At 64.7% G+C, this 15,752-nt stretch carries 14 protein-coding genes; 5 read left to right on the top strand and 9 right to left on the bottom strand.

Features of this window, described 5'->3' with window-relative positions; genetic code table 11:
• Positions 1–2: 2 nt before the first annotated feature.
• Together pheT and CQ019_RS14005 are read left to right on the top strand one after the other, a co-directional pair.
• The gene (gene pheT, locus CQ019_RS14010; RefSeq protein WP_105569966.1) at positions 3–2,543 is read left to right on the top strand and encodes a phenylalanine--tRNA ligase subunit beta; all 2,541 of its coding nucleotides are present in this window, start codon (positions 3–5) and stop codon (positions 2,541–2,543) included.
• Positions 2,544–2,721: 178 nt separating this feature from the next.
• Positions 2,722–2,952: a hypothetical protein gene (locus CQ019_RS14005; RefSeq protein ID WP_105554664.1), complete on the top strand. Its 231-nt coding sequence runs from the start codon at positions 2,722–2,724 to the stop codon at positions 2,950–2,952.
• Positions 2,953–3,025: 73 nt separating this feature from the next.
• Here the strand turns inward: CQ019_RS14005 and CQ019_RS14000 are convergent, their stop codons facing one another.
• On the bottom strand, positions 3,026–3,439 hold the full coding sequence (locus CQ019_RS14000; protein ID WP_105554663.1) for a hypothetical protein: 414 nt from the start codon (positions 3,437–3,439) through the stop codon (positions 3,026–3,028).
• A 238-nt stretch (positions 3,440–3,677) separates the two neighbouring features.
• Here CQ019_RS14000 and CQ019_RS13995 point away from each other — a divergent pair, with 238 nt between their 5' ends.
• On the top strand, positions 3,678–4,001 hold the full coding sequence (locus CQ019_RS13995; RefSeq protein ID WP_105554662.1) for an antibiotic biosynthesis monooxygenase: 324 nt from the start codon (positions 3,678–3,680) through the stop codon (positions 3,999–4,001).
• A 7-nt stretch (positions 4,002–4,008) separates the two neighbouring features.
• Entirely contained in the window at positions 4,009–4,284 is a 276-nt protein-coding gene (locus CQ019_RS13990; protein ID WP_105554661.1) for a hypothetical protein, read from the top strand.
• A gap of 26 nt (positions 4,285–4,310) precedes the next feature.
• On the opposite strand, the gene CQ019_RS13985 is transcribed toward CQ019_RS13990, so the two are convergent.
• The 8 genes from CQ019_RS13985 to CQ019_RS13950 form a co-directional block, all read right to left on the bottom strand.
• Positions 4,311–4,742, bottom strand: coding sequence for a VOC family protein (locus CQ019_RS13985; protein WP_105554660.1), 432 nt, complete (start codon positions 4,740–4,742; stop codon positions 4,311–4,313).
• A gap of 100 nt (positions 4,743–4,842) precedes the next feature.
• The gene (gene ppk2 / locus CQ019_RS13980; protein ID WP_105569965.1) at positions 4,843–5,736 is read right to left on the bottom strand and encodes a polyphosphate kinase 2; all 894 of its coding nucleotides are present in this window, start codon (positions 5,734–5,736) and stop codon (positions 4,843–4,845) included.
• Between the two features lie 319 nt (positions 5,737–6,055).
• Positions 6,056–6,820 (bottom strand): ABC transporter permease, encoded by a 765-nt coding sequence (locus CQ019_RS13975; RefSeq protein WP_105569964.1) that lies wholly within the window; start codon positions 6,818–6,820, stop codon positions 6,056–6,058.
• Positions 6,817–7,596, bottom strand: a complete 780-nt coding sequence (locus CQ019_RS13970) for an ABC transporter ATP-binding protein (protein WP_105569963.1) — start codon at positions 7,594–7,596, stop codon at positions 6,817–6,819. The genes CQ019_RS13975 and CQ019_RS13970 overlap by 4 nt, the downstream gene beginning before the upstream one ends.
• On the bottom strand, positions 7,593–7,961 hold the full coding sequence (locus CQ019_RS13965) for a DUF1048 domain-containing protein (protein ID WP_105569962.1): 369 nt from the start codon (positions 7,959–7,961) through the stop codon (positions 7,593–7,595). The genes CQ019_RS13970 and CQ019_RS13965 overlap by 4 nt, the downstream gene beginning before the upstream one ends.
• The gene (locus CQ019_RS13960) at positions 7,958–8,311 is read right to left on the bottom strand and encodes a PadR family transcriptional regulator (RefSeq protein ID WP_105554656.1); all 354 of its coding nucleotides are present in this window, start codon (positions 8,309–8,311) and stop codon (positions 7,958–7,960) included. Before CQ019_RS13960 ends, CQ019_RS13965 begins: the two co-directional genes overlap by 4 nt.
• A 211-nt stretch (positions 8,312–8,522) precedes the next feature.
• Positions 8,523–9,827: a M1 family metallopeptidase gene (locus CQ019_RS13955; protein ID WP_105569961.1), complete on the bottom strand. Its 1,305-nt coding sequence runs from the start codon at positions 9,825–9,827 to the stop codon at positions 8,523–8,525.
• An 11-nt stretch (positions 9,828–9,838) separates the two neighbouring features.
• A complete protein-coding gene (locus CQ019_RS13950; RefSeq protein WP_105569960.1) occupies positions 9,839–13,759 on the bottom strand; it encodes a Pls/PosA family non-ribosomal peptide synthetase in 3,921 nt (1,306 codons plus the stop codon).
• Positions 13,760–14,076: 317 nt separating this feature from the next.
• Between CQ019_RS13950 and CQ019_RS13945 the strand changes: the two genes are divergently transcribed.
• Complete coding sequence (locus CQ019_RS13945) at positions 14,077–15,564, top strand: DUF5129 domain-containing protein (RefSeq protein WP_105569959.1); 1,488 nt, start codon at positions 14,077–14,079, stop codon at positions 15,562–15,564.
• The last annotated feature ends 188 nt before the right edge of the window (positions 15,565–15,752 follow it).

The following is a 15,752-nucleotide window of genomic DNA, read 5'->3' as shown; positions in this document are numbered from 1 at the left end:
TTATGCGTATTCCGCTTTCATGGCTGCGCGAGTATGCGCAGGTACCGGCCGACGCCTCGGCCGAAGACATTATGGCAGACCTGGTCAAGGTCGGCCTCGAGGAAGAGGACGTGCACCGTCCCTCCGACACCCTGTCCGGCCCGATCGTCGTCGGCCAGGTGCTCTCCCTGGTCAAGGAGGAGCAGACCAACGGCAAGACCATCAACTGGTGCCAGGTCCGCGTCGTTCCGGAAGGCCAGGAACAGACCCTGACCGGCGAGGGCATCGAGCCATCCGGGGTGCAGGGCATCATCTGCGGCGCGCACAATTTCGTGGAGGGCGACAAGGTTGTTGTCACCCTGCCCGGTGCGGTGCTGCCCGGGGACTTCAAGATCACCCCGCGAAAAACCTACGGCCACGTCTCGGCCGGCATGATCGCCTCTTCCCGCGAGCTGGGCATCGGCGAGGACCACGATGGCATCATGGTGCTCTCCACCCTGGGCCTGGACCCGGAGCTGGGCACCGACGTCATGGAACTGTTCGGGCTGACCGATCAGGCCGCCGAGATCAACGTGACCCCGGACCGCGGATACTGCTTCTCGATCCGCGGCGTCGCCCGCGAATACGCGCTGGCCACCGGAACCTCGTTCACCGACCCGGCCACCACGGTGAAGGTCACCGCGGCCGCCGAGGCAGGCCTGCCTGTCACCCTGGCGGACCAGGCCCCGATCTACGGCGTGCCAGGCTGCACCCGCTTCGTGACCCGCGAAGTCACCGGCGTCGATCCGAGCCGCCCGACCCCGCGCTGGATGGCCTCGCGCCTGCAGCTGGCCGGCATGCGTTCGATCTCGCTGATCGTGGACATTTCGAACTACGTGATGCTCGAACTCGGCGCGCCGCTGCACTTCTACGATGCGGACAAGCTCACCGGGCCCATCACCGTGCGCCGGGCAAACCCCGGGGAGAAGCTCACCACCCTGGACGCCAAGGAGCGCGAGCTGCACGTCGAGGACCTGCTGATCACCGATCAGTCCGGTGCCATCGGCATCGCCGGCGTCATGGGCGGGACCACTACCGAGGTATCGGATGGGACCGGCCGCGTGCTGATCGAGGCCGCGCACTTCGATGCGGTCTCCATTGCCCGCTCGCGCCGCCGCCACAAGCTGCCTTCGGAAGCCTCCAAGCGTTTCGAGCGCGGAGTTGACCCGCAGGTGATGCAGATCGCCGCACAGCGCGCGGTGCAGCTGCTGGTCGAACTTGCCGGCGGAACCGAGACCGCGCGGGTCACCGACGCCGGCGAAATCCCGGCGCCCACCGTGATCGAGTTGCCGGCCGGATACGCCGAACGCCTGATCGGCGTGCCGTACACCGACGCGCAGACCATCGAGGCGCTGGAAGGCATCGGCGCGTCCGTCGCGCAGACCGCCGTCGGCTTCTCGGTCACCGCACCGAGCTGGCGCCCGGACCTGGCGATCAAGGAGGACCTGGTCGAAGAGGTCGCCCGCGTGGTTGGCTACGACCAGATCCCCGCGACCCTGCCGGTGGCCCCTCCGGGCCGCGGCCTGACTCGCACGCAGTCCCAGCGCCGCCGCATCCTGCAGGGCCTGGCCGACTTCGGGCTGACCGAAATCCTGTCCTACCCGTTCGTCTCCGCGGCGCAGAACAACGCCTTCGGCGCACCGGTGGCCGGAACCACGGTCGACGCGGTGACCCTGGCCAACCCGATCTCCAAGGAGTTCCGTTTCCTGCGCACCTCGATGCTGCCGGGCCTGCTGGACACCGCACGGCGTAACCTGGGCCGCGGATTCCGCGACCTGGCCCTCTACGAGGGCGGCTTGGTGTTCCTGCCGGGCGAACGGCTGGGCTCATCGGTGCTGCCTCCGTTGGGCGTCAAGCCAAGCGATGAGGTACTGGCCGAACTGTTCGGCGGGGTGCCGGAGCAGCCGTGGCATGTGGCCGCGGTCTTCACCGGCCACGAGGCCGCCGCAGGCGCCGGGTTCACCCCGCGCGCCTGGGACTGGGCCGACGCGCTGGATACCGCACGCACGATCGCGGATCTGCTCGGGTCACCGCTGGAGGTTGCCCAGGGCAGCCACCAGGCCTTCCACCCGGGCCGTGTCGCAGCACTGAAGCTCAACGGAGAAGTCATCGGCTACGCCGGTGAACTGCACCCGCAGCTGCTCAAGGACGCCGATCTGCCGGCCCGCACGGTCGCCATGGAGCTGAACGCCACCGCACTGATGGCAGCCGCTCCCGCCGTGGTCGTCGCACAGCACCTGTCCACCCAGCCGCTGGCCACTCAGGATGTCGCGCTGATCGTGGACGAGCACGTTGTCGCCGGCGACGTGCTGCGCACCCTGCGCGAAGGTGCCGGTGCCCTGCTCGAAGGCATCGCCCTATTCGATGTCTACCAGGGCAAGGGCATCGAGGACGGCAAGAAGTCGCTGGCCTTCGGGCTGCGTTTCCGTTCCGCGGATCGCACGCTGACCGCCGATGAAGCGTCCGAGGCGCGCGCCGCCGCGGTGGCCCTGGCTACCGAGAAGTTCGGCGCCACCCAGCGTTAGGCACGGCCTATCATGCCCAACGCCCCGAGAGATCCGCAGCCCGCGGAAATCTCGGGGCGTTCGCCGTTGCCGGATGAAAATTTCGTGAACAGGCCGAAGGTTTCTGCCGTTGTCCCGGCCGAATCTGGCGCGAACGGATAGAATTAGCGTTTATGGCAGACTCGGAAGGCGGTATCCCATGGGCTCACGTGTAGCTTCGCGCCTCGGCGCCGTCTTGCTGATCCTGGTGCTCGGTGCCGCGGCGGTTGCCGTTGCGGTATTCCTGGCGATGGGGGCGGTCACCATGATCCAACGCGGCGCCGGCGTGCACCTGGATGATCCACCCACACCCACGATGGAGTGGGAAGAGGAAACCGACGAACCCTTGGGGCCGCGTGCCACGCTTCCCGAAGACGAGCTGGGCTCCTAAACCTTCGAAAGCTGCGCCTGCCGAACCTGCCAGCCCTTTCAACGGGACAAACCCGCGCCCTCGAACCGGTGGATTATCCGCCGGCCCCGGCTTGAATGGCCAGGATTCCCGCGGCGAGCAGGCCCGCAATGAGCGAAGCGGCCCCGACCGCGATCAGCCAAGCTAGCTTGCTGGGCTTTTGCGGGTCCTTGCCGATAACGCTGAGGAAGAATCCCGCCGGCATCAAAATCGCGGCAACTGGTACGCCGAGCCGAGCCACAGAGCCGAAAAAGTTCTCCGTGGCGAAATGATCGGTATAGGGAAGCAGCGCCAGAGAAAGCACGAGCAGCACGCCGGCATGCGCGTGCCCGGCACGAAACCAGGACTTCTGCAGCTCATTGGCGTACAGCGCACCGGTGGTGATCCTGAGCAGCAGCTGACCTCCGGTGGTCACCGCGATCAGCGACAGCAAAAGAATTCCGGCGAGCACAAGGGTCTCTGGTTCCATCAGGATGCCTTCCTTCGTATTGTTGGACGCGGCATGGGACCTACGCCTCCCAGCATAGGCAGAGCCGCCGCATCTGGATAGGGCAGCGGAGCCAGCCAAGATCCCGCGCCGCATCTTCCGCGCGTGAGCTCGTAAAACGGGGCCCACGAAGCGAGCGGTGGGCCGCTTAGCCCTCGCGACGGCGGGCCGCGGCGCGTCACATAGGATCCGCTAAACCGTTAATTGCTAGGCTCAGAGAATGATCCTGGAACACGCGATACTTCCTGTCCGACAAGGGCAGGAAGCAGAATTTGAGGCCGCCTTCGCCGAGGCGCGAAAGCTGATCGAATGCCAACCGGGGTTCGCGAACTTGGAGCTATCGCGTTCGATCGAATCCCCGGGAGACTATCTGCTGCTGGTGCGCTGGGTGTCGGTTGCGGCCCACACCGAGGGCTTTCGCCGTTCGCCGGAATACCAGCGGTGGAAGCAGGCGCTGCATCACTTCTACGAGCCGTTCCCCGTCGTTGAGCATTTCACCACGGTCGTCGCCAGCGGATTCGACGCGTCCGGCCATGCGGAATGATGGCACCATGAGTCTTGAGCTGCCCGTTGCGGTGCGCGCCTCGGCATTGTCCGGGATCCGCCGGTTCACCAAGCGCCGCTTCCGCTATTTCAACTACGCGCTGCGCTACCGAGACGGACGCGAGGTATCCGATCTGGGATCGATCGAATTCGGCAAGCTGCTGCAGGGGCACCGCTACCCGGCGGACACGCATTGCGTGCGCAACGGGGCCGAGCGGCACTGCCCCGAGCGCGGCGATGGGGTGTGGGTGGATTATCCGTACGGGAATCCGCTGCCCTCATAAAGCATGCCGTCGCGCTCCGGAGGGGCCTAGCCTTCGGGTTCGTAGCCGATCAGCCAGTGCAGCCCGAAGCGGTCCACAACCTGCCCGTCGGTGGCGCCCCACGGCTTAGCCGCGAGCGGATCGATCACCAAACCATCCTGCGCGAGCTTATCGAACCAGCCGTGTAAAACCTCCGGGGGCGCGGTTCCCAGCAGCGAAAGCATCAGCCCCTGCATGGCCACGGACTTTTCCCCTTCGGCGGCGTCCGCCCCGAAGAGGGTGACCACGCCATCGAGCATTCCGTGGGCGATCGCCTCGCCGGCGCCATCGGTGCGGGAAAATTCTGCGTAGCTGAACAGTGCAAGCTCCCCGCCGAAGATCTGCGCGTAGCGGCCCAAGGCTTCCCGGGCGGTCCCGGGGAAGAGCACATAGGGAGCGGGCGCGGCGGCTCGCCGCTCGGTTTCCGCGGATTCGGCCATGATCGTTCCTTCGCGCTGGGCATCCCGCCGTCAACTGGCGGCGGTGTTTGTCGGTTGCCTCAGCGTAGTGCCGGCTGCGGCCGAGGTACAAGGACCGGCGCTAGAACTCCTCGCCGTGGTTGATGACCCGCGCGGCGCGGCCGACGATCTTCGGGTCCGGGGTGCCTACCAGCTCGTGGTCCTTGCCCTTGTATTCGAAGAGGTTCAGCACGTGGCGCATCGCCTGCAACCGGGCGCGTTTCTTGTCGTTGGACTTCACCACCGTCCACGGGGCGTGCTCGGTATCGGTCTTCAAGAACATCTGCTTCTTCGCGGCCGTGTAGTCATCCCACTTGTCCAGCGAGGCCAGGTCCATGGGGGAGAGCTTCCACTGGCGCACCGGGTCGATCCGGCGAATCGTGAAGCGGGTCAGCTGTTCGCCGGCGGAGACGGAGAACCAGAATTTCACCAGGTCGATGCCCTCCTCGACGAGCAGCCGCTCGAAGTGCGGGGTCTGCTCCAGGAAATGCTCCACCTGGTTTTGCGTGGAGAACCCCATCACGCGTTCCACCCCGGCGCGGTTGTACCAGGACCTGTCGAAGAGCACGATCTCCCCGGCGGTCGGGAAATGCTCGATGTAGCGCTGGTAGTACCACTGGCTGGATTCGCGCTCCGTCGGCTTTTCGAGCGCGACTACACGAGCGCCGCGGGGGTTCAGGTGCTCGGCGAACCGCTTGATCGTGCCGCCCTTGCCGGCGGCATCGCGGCCCTCGAAGACGATCATCAGACGTCGACCATGCACCTTGAGCCACTTTTGCAGCTTCAGCAGTTCGATCTGCAACGCTCGCTTCTCCGCGTCGTAGGTGACACGGTCCATCTTGGCCTCGTACGGGTAGTCCTCCCGCCAAGTGTCCACGATGCTCCCGTCGGCGCGAACTAAGACCGGGTCGTCGTCATTGTCTAGAACCGAATATCCGCGGAAAGCCTCTTCGAGGAGGGGGAGTTCAACCGTCATAACCCCAGCCTAATTTTTCCCGGTTAACACAAGATGAACAATTGGGAAACCAGGGCTTGAAAAGGGTAGATGTGATTAATGCGGTTTGCTGGACAGAAGCGAAAATTGAACTCGCAGGGCGCGGGCTTCGCCTCGTGGCGTCGAAGGGGAATGCGGGGAACGGTCGGCGTTCGCCGGTTAACGATCCGGTTGAAATTTCATTGGTGCAGCGGTGGCCTGCTATGCGCAGCGAAGCCGCTCAATCTTTGTGGGCGATCCGCCGAGCCGAGTCGGGTAAGGGAGATGCGCATGCCTCGGCTCGGTTGCAGTCATCTCGCGGCTAGCTGATTTTACGGCGATAGATCAGATTCGCCAGCGAGTACGCGATCACTAGGATTCCCAGCAGCCAGGCCAGCGCCACCCATATTTCTTGTCCAACCGGCTGTCCGGAAAATAAGGCCCGAAGCGTGTCAACGATGGAGGTCACCGGCTGGTGTTCGGCGAACCAGGCCACCGGAGAGGGCATCGAGGCGGTAGGCACAAAAGCGGAACTGATGAATGGGGCGAAGATCAACGGGTAGCTGAATGCGCTGGCCCCATCTACGGTCTTCGCGCTCAGCCCGGCGATGACCGCGAGCCAAGTCAACGCCAAGACGAAGAGCACCAGAATCCCGACTATCGCCAACCAGCCACCGATTGAGGCTTGGGCGCGGAAGCCCATCAGCAGTCCCACCCCGATGACGATGGCGATGGATACCAGGTTTGCGAGCAGCGAGGTGAATACATGCGCCCACAACACGCTGGATCGGGAGATCGGCATGGACTGGAAGCGTTCAAAGATGCCCCCTTGCAAGTCCAGGAACAGCCGGTAGGCGGTATACGCAATGCCCGAGGCAATGGTGATCAGCAGGATCCCGGGTAATAGGTAGTTGATGTAGGAGCCATCGGTGCCGGTATTGATTGCACCTCCGAGCACATAAACGAACAACAGCATCATGGCGATCGGGGTGATCGCGGTGGTGATGATCGTGTCGGGACTGCGCAGGATATGACGCAGCGAGCGTCCGGTGAGTACGCCGGTGTCGTGTAGCGCGTGGGTGGTCATGGCTGCTCCTGATCGGGGGCGCCGACCAAGGCGAGGAACACTTCCTCCAAGGAGGGCTGTTTCTTCACGTATTCTACGTGGGCTGGCGGCAGCAAGTCCTTGAGTTGGTCGAGGGTCCCGTTTTGAATGATGGTTCCCCGGTGCAAGATCGCGATACGATCCGCCAGCTGTTCGGCCTCGTCGAGGTACTGCGTGGTCAGCAGCACGGTGGTGCCGTCCGCGGCGAGCCGGCGTACGGTATCCCAGACCTCCAAGCGTGCCTGCGGATCCAAGCCGGTGGTTGGCTCGTCCAAGAAAATGATGCGTGGATTCCCGATCAGGCTCATCGCAATGTCTAGCCGGCGGCTCATTCCACCGGAATAGGTCGCGGCCTTCCGGTCGCCAGCGTCGCTAAGCGCAAATCGTTCCAGCAACTCCTCGGCATGCTGACTCGCGTTTTTCAGGTGACGCAGCTGCGCCATCAAGACTAGATTTTCGCGGCCGCTGAGCACCGGATCGATGGCGGTGAATTGACCGGTCAGGCTGATCGTTTCGCGGACCCGGTGCGCCTGGGTGGCGGTATCAAAACCGGCGACGAGCGCACTGCCTGCATCTGCGGCCAGCAGCGTGGAAAGTATCCGCACGAGTGTGGTTTTCCCGGCGCCATTCGAGCCGAGCAGCGCCAGGATCTCTCCGGGGTTTACCTCCAGGTCAACCCCGCGGAGCACCTGGAGGTCCTTATACGACTTTTTCAGCCCGCGGACGCTGATTGCGGTGGGTGCACTCTCGGTGTTCATGATTCTTCGCTTCGTTTCGCGTCCTGAACTGCCTTGATCAGCCGGGCGCGTTCCTTGTCGATCCATTGTTTTCCTCCGTAGGACAGGGTGAAGTTTTCAGCGAATTCCACTGGGTCCTCGCCAACAACTTCACGGAGCGGCAGCCGGTCGATGGAGGCTCGCTCCCACAGGTCAGCGTGGTCGATGAACATCTGCACCAGGGTGTCCCCATCGGTGATGCCGCCGAAATACATGAAGTAGCGATTCAACGCCGTAGCCGTTGCGCGGTAGGGCTCGGGCAGCGCGTCCAAGCGGGCCTTGGCTTCCTTGTATTGCTTTTTCTGCTGCAGCTGGCCGGTGAGGACTTCGTACCATTTGGTGCTCATGAGGATTTTCCTTCTGGGTGGTTGGTGTAGTTTTTGTGCAATGCTTCGATGCGCTCGGAGAGGAAGAACCAGCTCTTCCAGAACTCTTCGAGGTAATCGCGGCCCATCGCGTTCAAGGTATAGACCTTGCGCGGTGGCCCCTTTTCCGAGGGCACCTTTTCCACGTCGACCTGACCGCGTTTCTCCAAGCGGATCAGCAGGGCGTAGACGGTTCCTTCGACGATGTCGCTGAGCCCTTTGCCGCGCAGCCGTGCGGTGATTTCGTATCCGTAGGCCGGAGATTCATCCAAGATCGCCAGGACGATCCCCTCCAGGGTGCCCTTGAGCATTTCGGTCATCTGCTTTGCCATAGAGGCCCTCCAAGCGCTATCTAGTGATAATGACTACCAGTAGATAGTATCGCAGACTACTGGTAGTTAGCAATACCGAGTAGCGAAGTTTTTGGCATTCAGAATCCGACGATGCAAACGGGCAGGACCAGGGAGCAGTGCGCTACTGCGCTTAAAGAAACGAACCGCCGAGCAGACTCGACGGTTCGTAGGTGGTGTTCTATGCGGCGCGCTAGCGTGGGAAAACCGGCAGCTTCTGGTCGTACAGCCACGGCCGCAGCAGGGCGGCGACATCCAGTGCGTCGGGGGCGAAACCCTGGGCGTGCGCGATGAACGCCTCGGTGTCTACGTGCCCGTGGCTTCGGGCGGCCGCCCACTCTTTGAGCATCGTGTAGAAGGTTTCGGTGCCAAGCTCTCCGAGCAGCGCGAACAGCGCCATCGCGCCACGCTTGTATACGCGGTCATCGAACATGTCCTTGGCCCCCGGATCCCCGATGGCCAAATCCTGGTCCTGCCCGTCGAGCAGTTCCCAGGCCAGCCGGGCGCGTTCGGCCATGGGCATGACCCCGGCGGCTTCGGAATACAGCCACTCGCTGAAGCAGGCGAAGCCCTCGTGCAGCCAGATGTCCTTCCAACGCTTCAGGGTCAGCGAGTTGCCCCACCACTGGTGGGAGAATTCGTGGGCGATCAGGCGCTGCGCCTCCCAGTCCATGGACAGGTGGTTCAGCCCGAAGATGCTCAGCCCCTGGGCCTCGAGCGGGATCTCCAGCTCGTCGTTGACCACCACGATCTTGTAGCTCTCGAAGGGGTACGGGCCGAAGTGCCGTTCGAAGACCTCTGCCATTTCGGTCTGTTTGCCGAAGGCCCCGCGGACCTTCAGATCCATGCCGGGCACCGCATAGGCCACCAGATGCCGATCCTCGTCGAAGGGGATCTCCGAATAGCGGCCGATCTGCAAGGTAGCCAGGTAGCTGGCCATCGGTTCGCGCTGCTCGTAGACCCAGGTGTCGCGGCTGGCGGCGCGTGAATGGTTGATCAGTTCGCCGTTGGCCACCGCCCGGTAGCCGGCGTCGGTGGCGATGGAGAAGCGGTAGGTGGATTTGTGGCTCGGGTGGTCGTTGCAGGGGAACCACGTCGCCGCGCCGGTCGGCTGACCGGAAACGAGCACCCCATCGGTCAGCTCTTCCCAGCCGACCTCGCCCCAGATGCCGTTTTGCACCCCGGGGTTGCCTGCATAGCGCAGGGTCAGCTCGGTGCGCTCGCCGGCGGCCAAGCGGCTCGGCAGCTGCACCTCGATGCGGTGGTTGCGCTTGGAGACCTGGGCCTTTTTGCCTTGGCAGGTGGCCTTCAGCACGCGCAGCCCGTGCAGGTTCAATTGCACGGTGTCCAGGTCCTGGAGCGCGCGCAGGTGCAGTACCGCCTTGCCTTCGAGCAGGTTGCTGGCGAGCTTGCAAGTCAGTTCCAGGTCGTAGTGGTCCACGGTGTACGCGGCCGAACCGTGGTGCTTGGTGTATTCATCCAAGATCTTCTGGGGCATCCGGCGCGGTCCTATGCTGTCTGTGATTCGTCGGGTGTGATGTTCCAGCGTACCGCCGGATTGCCGCGCCAGTAGGTATTTGCTGGCAGCACCTCGCCGCGCAGCACCAGCGAAGCCGGTCCGGTGGTGGTGCCATCGGAGATCTTCGCAGCCGGCAGGATGACGCTGTGCGGGCCGAGCGTAGCCCCGGACCCGAGGGTGACCGTGTCAATGGACATGATGCGGTCGTGGAACAGGTGGGTCTGCAATACGCTGCCGCGGTTCACCGTCGTGTGATCTTCCAAGGTGACCAGGTCTGCCTCGGGGAACCAGTAGCTTTCACACCACACCCCGTGCCCGATCTTTGCGCCCTGCGCACGCAGGAACCAGACCAGCGCCGGCGTGCCGGAGGCCAGCCGCGCAAACCACTGGGCGCAGACCAGCTCCACAAAGGAGTCGACCATCTCGGTGCGCCAGATGAACGAGCTCCACAGCGTGTGCTCGCCCGGGCGGATCACCCCGACCACCAGCCATTTGGCGGCCAACGCGCTGGCTGCGGCGAGAGCTCCGGCCAAGACCAGTACCGCGCCGGAGAGCAGCGCGGCGGACAGCGGGTTCACGTGGGTCACCAGCGCGGACAGCGCCCAGAGCACTCCGGCGGCGATGCCTACCGTGGTGAAGACCGCCAGGCAACGGGAGAGCTCCCAGGCCGCACGCATGATCTTGAGCTTCATCGGCGGCTGATAGGTACGCTCGGATTCGGCATCCACCGTGGTGCGCCGCAGCTTATGCGGGGGAGAGCCGATCCAGGAAGTTCCGGCCTTCATCTTGCGGGGGGTCGCCGAAAGCACCGCAATCAGCGAGCGCTTAGGCACCCGGCGACCGGCATGCAGGATGCCGGAGTTGCCGAGGAACGCTTTTTTGCCCACGCGCACCGGGGCGATATGCATCCAGCCGCCGCCCAATTCGTAGGAGGCGACCATGGTGTCATCGGCCAAAAAAGCGCCCGAGGCGATGGCGGTCATCTTCGGGATCAGCAGCACCGTGGAGATTTCCACGTCACGGCCGACCTTGGCGCCGAGCAGCCGCAGCCACACCGGGGTGAACAATGAAGCGTAGAGCGGGAAGAGCACATCGCGGGCGGTATCCAGCACGCGTTCGGTCGCCCACGCCTGCCAGCCGACCCGGGAGGTCACCGGATGCCAGCCTTCGACCAGGCCGATGGACAGCAACCGCACCTCGATGACGATCAGCGCCATCATGGACAGGAACCATACCAGCGCGGCAAGCAGCACCGCCGGGATGATTTTCCAGCCGATCGAGGTCAGCGATTCCTCGGCACGCAGCATCGGAGTGACCGCCAACACGGCCAAAACCACCGGCAACCACTGCAAGAGGTTCAGCAATATCGAACCGACCGCGCCCAGCACGCGCGGAAGGACCCGGTATGACGGAATTTCTTCGGGCCAGCGTGGCTTGGCCCGTCCCTCGCGAGCGGCCGGGGATCCGGCATAGCGCGAGTTCTCGCGGGTTTCGCCGTAGATGGCGGATCCGGCTTCCACGATGGTGTGTGGTCCAACCACTGCTCCGGGAACCAAGGTGGAGCGGGCGCCGACGGAGGCGAAATCGCCGACGCTCACATGGCCCACATGCACCTGGTCGCCGTCGATCCAGTAGCCGGAGACGTCGACCTCGGGCTCCAAGGTGGCCCCCGGTCCGACGGTGAGCATTCCGGTCACCGGAGGCAGCGTGTGCATGGTGGCGGTTCTGTCGATATTTGCGCCCAGCATGCGCGCGTACCAAGGCAGCAGCGGCGCGCTGGCCAGGGAAATCGGATCGACCACATCGGAAATGTGCTGCGCCAGCCACAAGCGCAGGTGCATCGAGCCCGAACGCTGGTAGGTTCCCGGTTTCAGCCCGCGCAGCAAGAGCTTGCTGGCCAGGATCGAGAGCCCCATGCGCCCGGCAGGGGTCACGAAGATCAGCCAGGAGGCCACGATCGAATACCACGGAATCGGCAGCTGCGCTTCGAGGATTCCCACGCTGAGCAGGAACCAGTGACCGAGCATCAGGTAGGTGAACCAACGCAGGCCGGAAAGGATGAACAGCGGCACCGCGAGCAGAGTCTGGGCGATCTGCGTGATGCGCTTGGTGCGCTTGACGATGCGAGGCTCGATGACCTCGTCGTTGACCTGCTGTCCGCCGAGGTATTCCACCAGCGCGCCAAAGCGCGGGTAGTCGTAGAGCTCGGCGACCGTCAGGTCCGGGTAGCGGGCGCGCAAAGCGGAGACCAGTTGGGCCGCGGAGAGCGAGCCGCCGCCGGAGCCGAAGAAGTCGGAGTCGGCGCTGGAGGCCGCGATGCCCAGCGCGCCCTTCCAGGCCCGGGCCACGAAGTCGCCGGTCTCATCGAGCCCGGCCAGCTCCTCGCCGGACTGCTCGGATTCGGCCCCGGCCAGCGGCCACGGCAGCGCGTTGCGGTCCACCTTGCCGCTGGTTTTCATCGGCATGCTGTCCACCACGGTGAGCAGCGGCACCATCGCCGCGGGCAGATCCTTGAGCAGTTCGGTGCGCGCGGCATCCAGGTCATAGCCCGCGTCGGCGGCCAGATAGCCGACAAGCAGCTTGTTTCCGGTACCGGTTTCGCGCACCGCCACCGCGGCGCTGGACACGCCGTCGAGCGCGCTCAGCGCCGCGTCGATTTCACCGAGTTCGATGCGCCGGCCGCCGATCTTTACCTGGTCGTCTACGCGGCCGATGAAGATCAGCCCCAGCCGGTCATTGACCACCACGTCGCCCGAGCGGTAGGCGCGGTCCCAGCCCAGGGTGGGCATGGGCGCGTACTTCTCGGCGTCCTTTTCCGGGTCCAGATAGCGGGCCAGGCCCACCCCGCCGATGATCAGCTCACCGGTTTCGCCTTCGGCGACGGGAATTCCCTCTCCGTCGACTACCGCCAGGTCCCAGCCGGCCAGCGGCAGGCCGATGCGCACCGGGAGGCTGCCGTCCATGGTGGCGCCGCAGGCCACCACGGTGGCCTCGGTCGGGCCATAGGTGTTCCACACCTCGCGGCCCGTGGTGGCCAGGCGTCCGGCAAGCTCCGGCGGGCAGGCTTCGCCGCCGAAGATCAGCAGGCGCACGGACTCCAGCGCCTGCGACGGCCAGAGGGCGGCGAGAGTGGGCACCGTGGAGACCGCGGTAATGGAGCGGGAGATCAGCCAGGGGCCCAGATCCATGCCGCTGCGCACCAGCGCCCGCGGGGCGGGAACCAGGCAGGAGCCGTTGCGCCAGGCGATCCACATCTCCTCGCAGGACGCATCGAAGGCCACCGACAGCCCGGCCAGCACGCGGTCCGAGGTGTTCAGCGGGTCTTCGGGCAGGAACATGAGTGCTTCGGCATCCACAAAGGCGGCGGCCGAACGGTGGGAGACCGCCACGCCCTTGGGCTTGCCGGTGGAGCCGGAGGTGAAGATGATCCACGCGTCGTCGTCCAGCTGCGGCGCGCGCGGGTTCGGGAAGGGGGTGGGGCGATCGGCGGAAACCACGATCTCCTCCAGGCCCTTCACGATGCCGGCGACCTCGGCCTCGGTGAAGACCACCTTCGCCCGCTCGTCCGGATCGTCCGCGTCAACCGGTACGTAGGCGGCACCGACCCAGAGGATCGCGAGGATCCATTCATAAAGCTGGCGGGTTCCCGAGGGGACGCGCACGCCGATTCGGTCGCCGGCGCCGAGCCCGTGTTCATGCAGGGCGCGGGCTTTCGCCTTGACCTCCTCGATCAGCTCCGCGTAGCTTTCGCTGCGTTCGCCGTCGTCAATGGCCGGCGCGTCGGGATGCGCCGTGGCGGTGGCCTGCAGAATGTCGATGAGGGTGCGCTCGGCAGGAGCTAGCGCACCGGAAGGGAACTGGGGCGAGTGGAGCCCAGGCTCCTCGGTCTTTGAACTATTTACGGAGTCCATACTTGGCGGATCCGTCCCTTCACTAAAGTGTCATGCACAAGTGGTTCGAGCGCTCAGGGGGAGTGAACTCTCGGAAAAGGGGGTACGGATCCTGGAGGGGATCGGACGTTGCGGCGTCCAGAACCCATTAAATACCCTCGGACCGCCTACCGGGAAGTTGAAGGGTCAATTGGTCGTTGGAATCACATCGCTGCTCCTCCTGGCAGCGTGCCGCGGCGCCACGCGGACTGCGCGGCTACCCCGTTCCAGCCGTTAGGATGGAGCTATTGGCCTAACGTTCGGAATAATTCGCATCATCTGCCTGAGAGGAATTCTCCATGCGCCAGCTAAATTCTCCACGCCGTGCACTGGCCGCGGCGGCCGCCGCCACGCTGCTGTTCCTCGCCGTGCCGCCCGCGGCGCAGGCAGAGGGAATAAACCTGGATTCGATCACCATCGATGACACCGCCAACGTGCTCAACGAGCAGAAGCTGCGCGATGCGGTGGGCGAGATCGACTTCAACGAGCCCACCAAGGTCGCCGTGTATTCGCGTGAAGGCCAGTATGCGGATGACATCAACAGCCAGACGCTAGGCCACGCCCGCAGCGCGCACCCCGAATGGATTTCGGCGGACCCCGAGGACTACGGTGACTACTGGGCCGACGGATACTTCATCATCACGCTGTCCGTGGAGGGCCCTGGAGATGGCCAGATCGGGACCTACTTCGGCGAGGACCGCAAGGTGTCCGACTCCCAGATGCGCTCGATCCATGAGGCGGGCTCCGAGGATTTTAACCAGGCCCGCTGGACCGACGGAGTTGTCGCCGTCGCCGCGCGCGGCGCGAACATCATCAACCGCCCCTGGTATCGGCATCCGGCGCTCGGCTGGACCGTGGGGCTGGGGAGCCTGGGCGCCATCGGAGGTACCGGCATAGCGCTCGCGGTGCGTTCGGGGCGGCGAAAGAGCTTCGCCGAGCAGCTGGAATCGGGCAGCGCGCACCTGACCAATGTGACCATGGATTTGGACGCCACCGAACTATCCGCGCGCACCTTGCCTGGCGACTCGCACCACGCCGCGGAACTCGAACGACGCTTCGCCGACTTTGCCGCCACCTACCGCGCTTGCTTCACCACGCAGCAAGAGCTGGCGCAGGCGAGCAAGAAGCTGCGTTCAAGCAGCCCCGGGGTGGCTCGCGCCAAGGAATTCCACGCCAACGCCCAGGCCCTGGACCTCACCGACGATGCGATCAACGACGCCGCGGCCCTCTACACCCGCGGTGCCGCGTGGGAAGATGCCTGGCGCCGCCAAACCGCACCCTTGCTCGAAGACCTGACCGAGCTGCCCGCGCTGATCGAAGATGCGCCGGAAGAACTGCAGGCACAAGCCGCCGCATTGGATTCCTACTCCGCCACCGCAAAACGCGCCGTGGCAGATCTGGGCAACGAGCTGAAGGCCGAAAAGCTCGATGTGGATACCGCCCTTGATAAGTTGTCCGAACTGCGCAGCCAGCTCACCGAACGACTCGATGCCTACGCTAGCGCGCAGGTCGAGGTCTATGCGTCGAGCGCCGAAGAGAAGCAGGAGATGCACGAAGCGCTGCGCCACTCCCGCTACGACAGCACCGGTGCGAGCCGTTCGGGATCCATTCTCGATGTGATCTACCCGGCTTCGATGTTCTGGCGGGTGAACTCCTACAACGCCGGGTACGCCACCGGGGTCAACGCGGTGGACACCTCCCGGGAGGCCGCCAGCTCCTCGGGCGTCTCCCACGGCTATTCCGGTGGCGGCAGCTTCTCCGGCGCCGGGGGATCCTCGCGATTCTAGATTCTGGGTTCCCGGGGATCTGGGCTGGCCCGGCTCGCTGCGGGCCCTCGGAAGATCGGTGGTTTTCCGCCGGCTGCATGGTCTGCGGAATCTTGGCGAAGAGGACGCTTCACCGTGGCTCGTATTTCGAAACCGGAGTGCTGCCGTGGTTCCAGAAGATGGAATCGGCCAGCGGCATGGGCCAGTGG

Source organism: Arthrobacter sp. MYb229, from assembly GCF_002975405.1.
In the GTDB taxonomy this organism is placed as follows: domain Bacteria; phylum Actinomycetota; class Actinomycetes; order Actinomycetales; family Micrococcaceae; genus Glutamicibacter.
Note: the sequence above shows the minus strand (reverse complement) of the source record. Positions and strands in the feature narration are given on the sequence as shown.

Bases quoted from the DNA above. Each gene is read 5' to 3' on its own strand.
- CQ019_RS13975 (WP_105569964.1), bottom strand. From the start codon at position 6,820: ATGACCACCCACGCGCTACACGACACCGGCGTACTCACCGGACGCTCG.
- CQ019_RS13965 (WP_105569962.1), bottom strand. From the start codon at position 7,961: ATGAGCACCAAATGGTACGAAGTCCTCACCGGCCAGCTGCAGCAGAAA.
- CQ019_RS13985 (WP_105554660.1), bottom strand. From the start codon at position 4,742: ATGGCCGAATCCGCGGAAACCGAGCGGCGAGCCGCCGCGCCCGCTCCC.
- pheT (WP_105569966.1), top strand. From the start codon at position 3: ATGCGTATTCCGCTTTCATGGCTGCGCGAGTATGCGCAGGTACCGGCC.
- CQ019_RS14000 (WP_105554663.1), bottom strand. From the start codon at position 3,439: ATGGAACCAGAGACCCTTGTGCTCGCCGGAATTCTTTTGCTGTCGCTG.
- CQ019_RS13990 (WP_105554661.1), top strand. From the start codon at position 4,009: ATGAGTCTTGAGCTGCCCGTTGCGGTGCGCGCCTCGGCATTGTCCGGG.
- CQ019_RS13945 (WP_105569959.1), top strand. From the start codon at position 14,077: ATGCGCCAGCTAAATTCTCCACGCCGTGCACTGGCCGCGGCGGCCGCC.
- CQ019_RS13995 (WP_105554662.1), top strand. From the start codon at position 3,678: ATGATCCTGGAACACGCGATACTTCCTGTCCGACAAGGGCAGGAAGCA.
- CQ019_RS13970 (WP_105569963.1), bottom strand. From the start codon at position 7,596: ATGAACACCGAGAGTGCACCCACCGCAATCAGCGTCCGCGGGCTGAAA.
- CQ019_RS13955 (WP_105569961.1), bottom strand. From the start codon at position 9,827: ATGCCCCAGAAGATCTTGGATGAATACACCAAGCACCACGGTTCGGCC.
- CQ019_RS13960 (WP_105554656.1), bottom strand. From the start codon at position 8,311: ATGGCAAAGCAGATGACCGAAATGCTCAAGGGCACCCTGGAGGGGATC.
- ppk2 (WP_105569965.1), bottom strand. From the start codon at position 5,736: ATGACGGTTGAACTCCCCCTCCTCGAAGAGGCTTTCCGCGGATATTCG.
- CQ019_RS14005 (WP_105554664.1), top strand. From the start codon at position 2,722: ATGGGCTCACGTGTAGCTTCGCGCCTCGGCGCCGTCTTGCTGATCCTG.
- CQ019_RS13950 (WP_105569960.1), bottom strand. From the start codon at position 13,759: ATGGACTCCGTAAATAGTTCAAAGACCGAGGAGCCTGGGCTCCACTCG.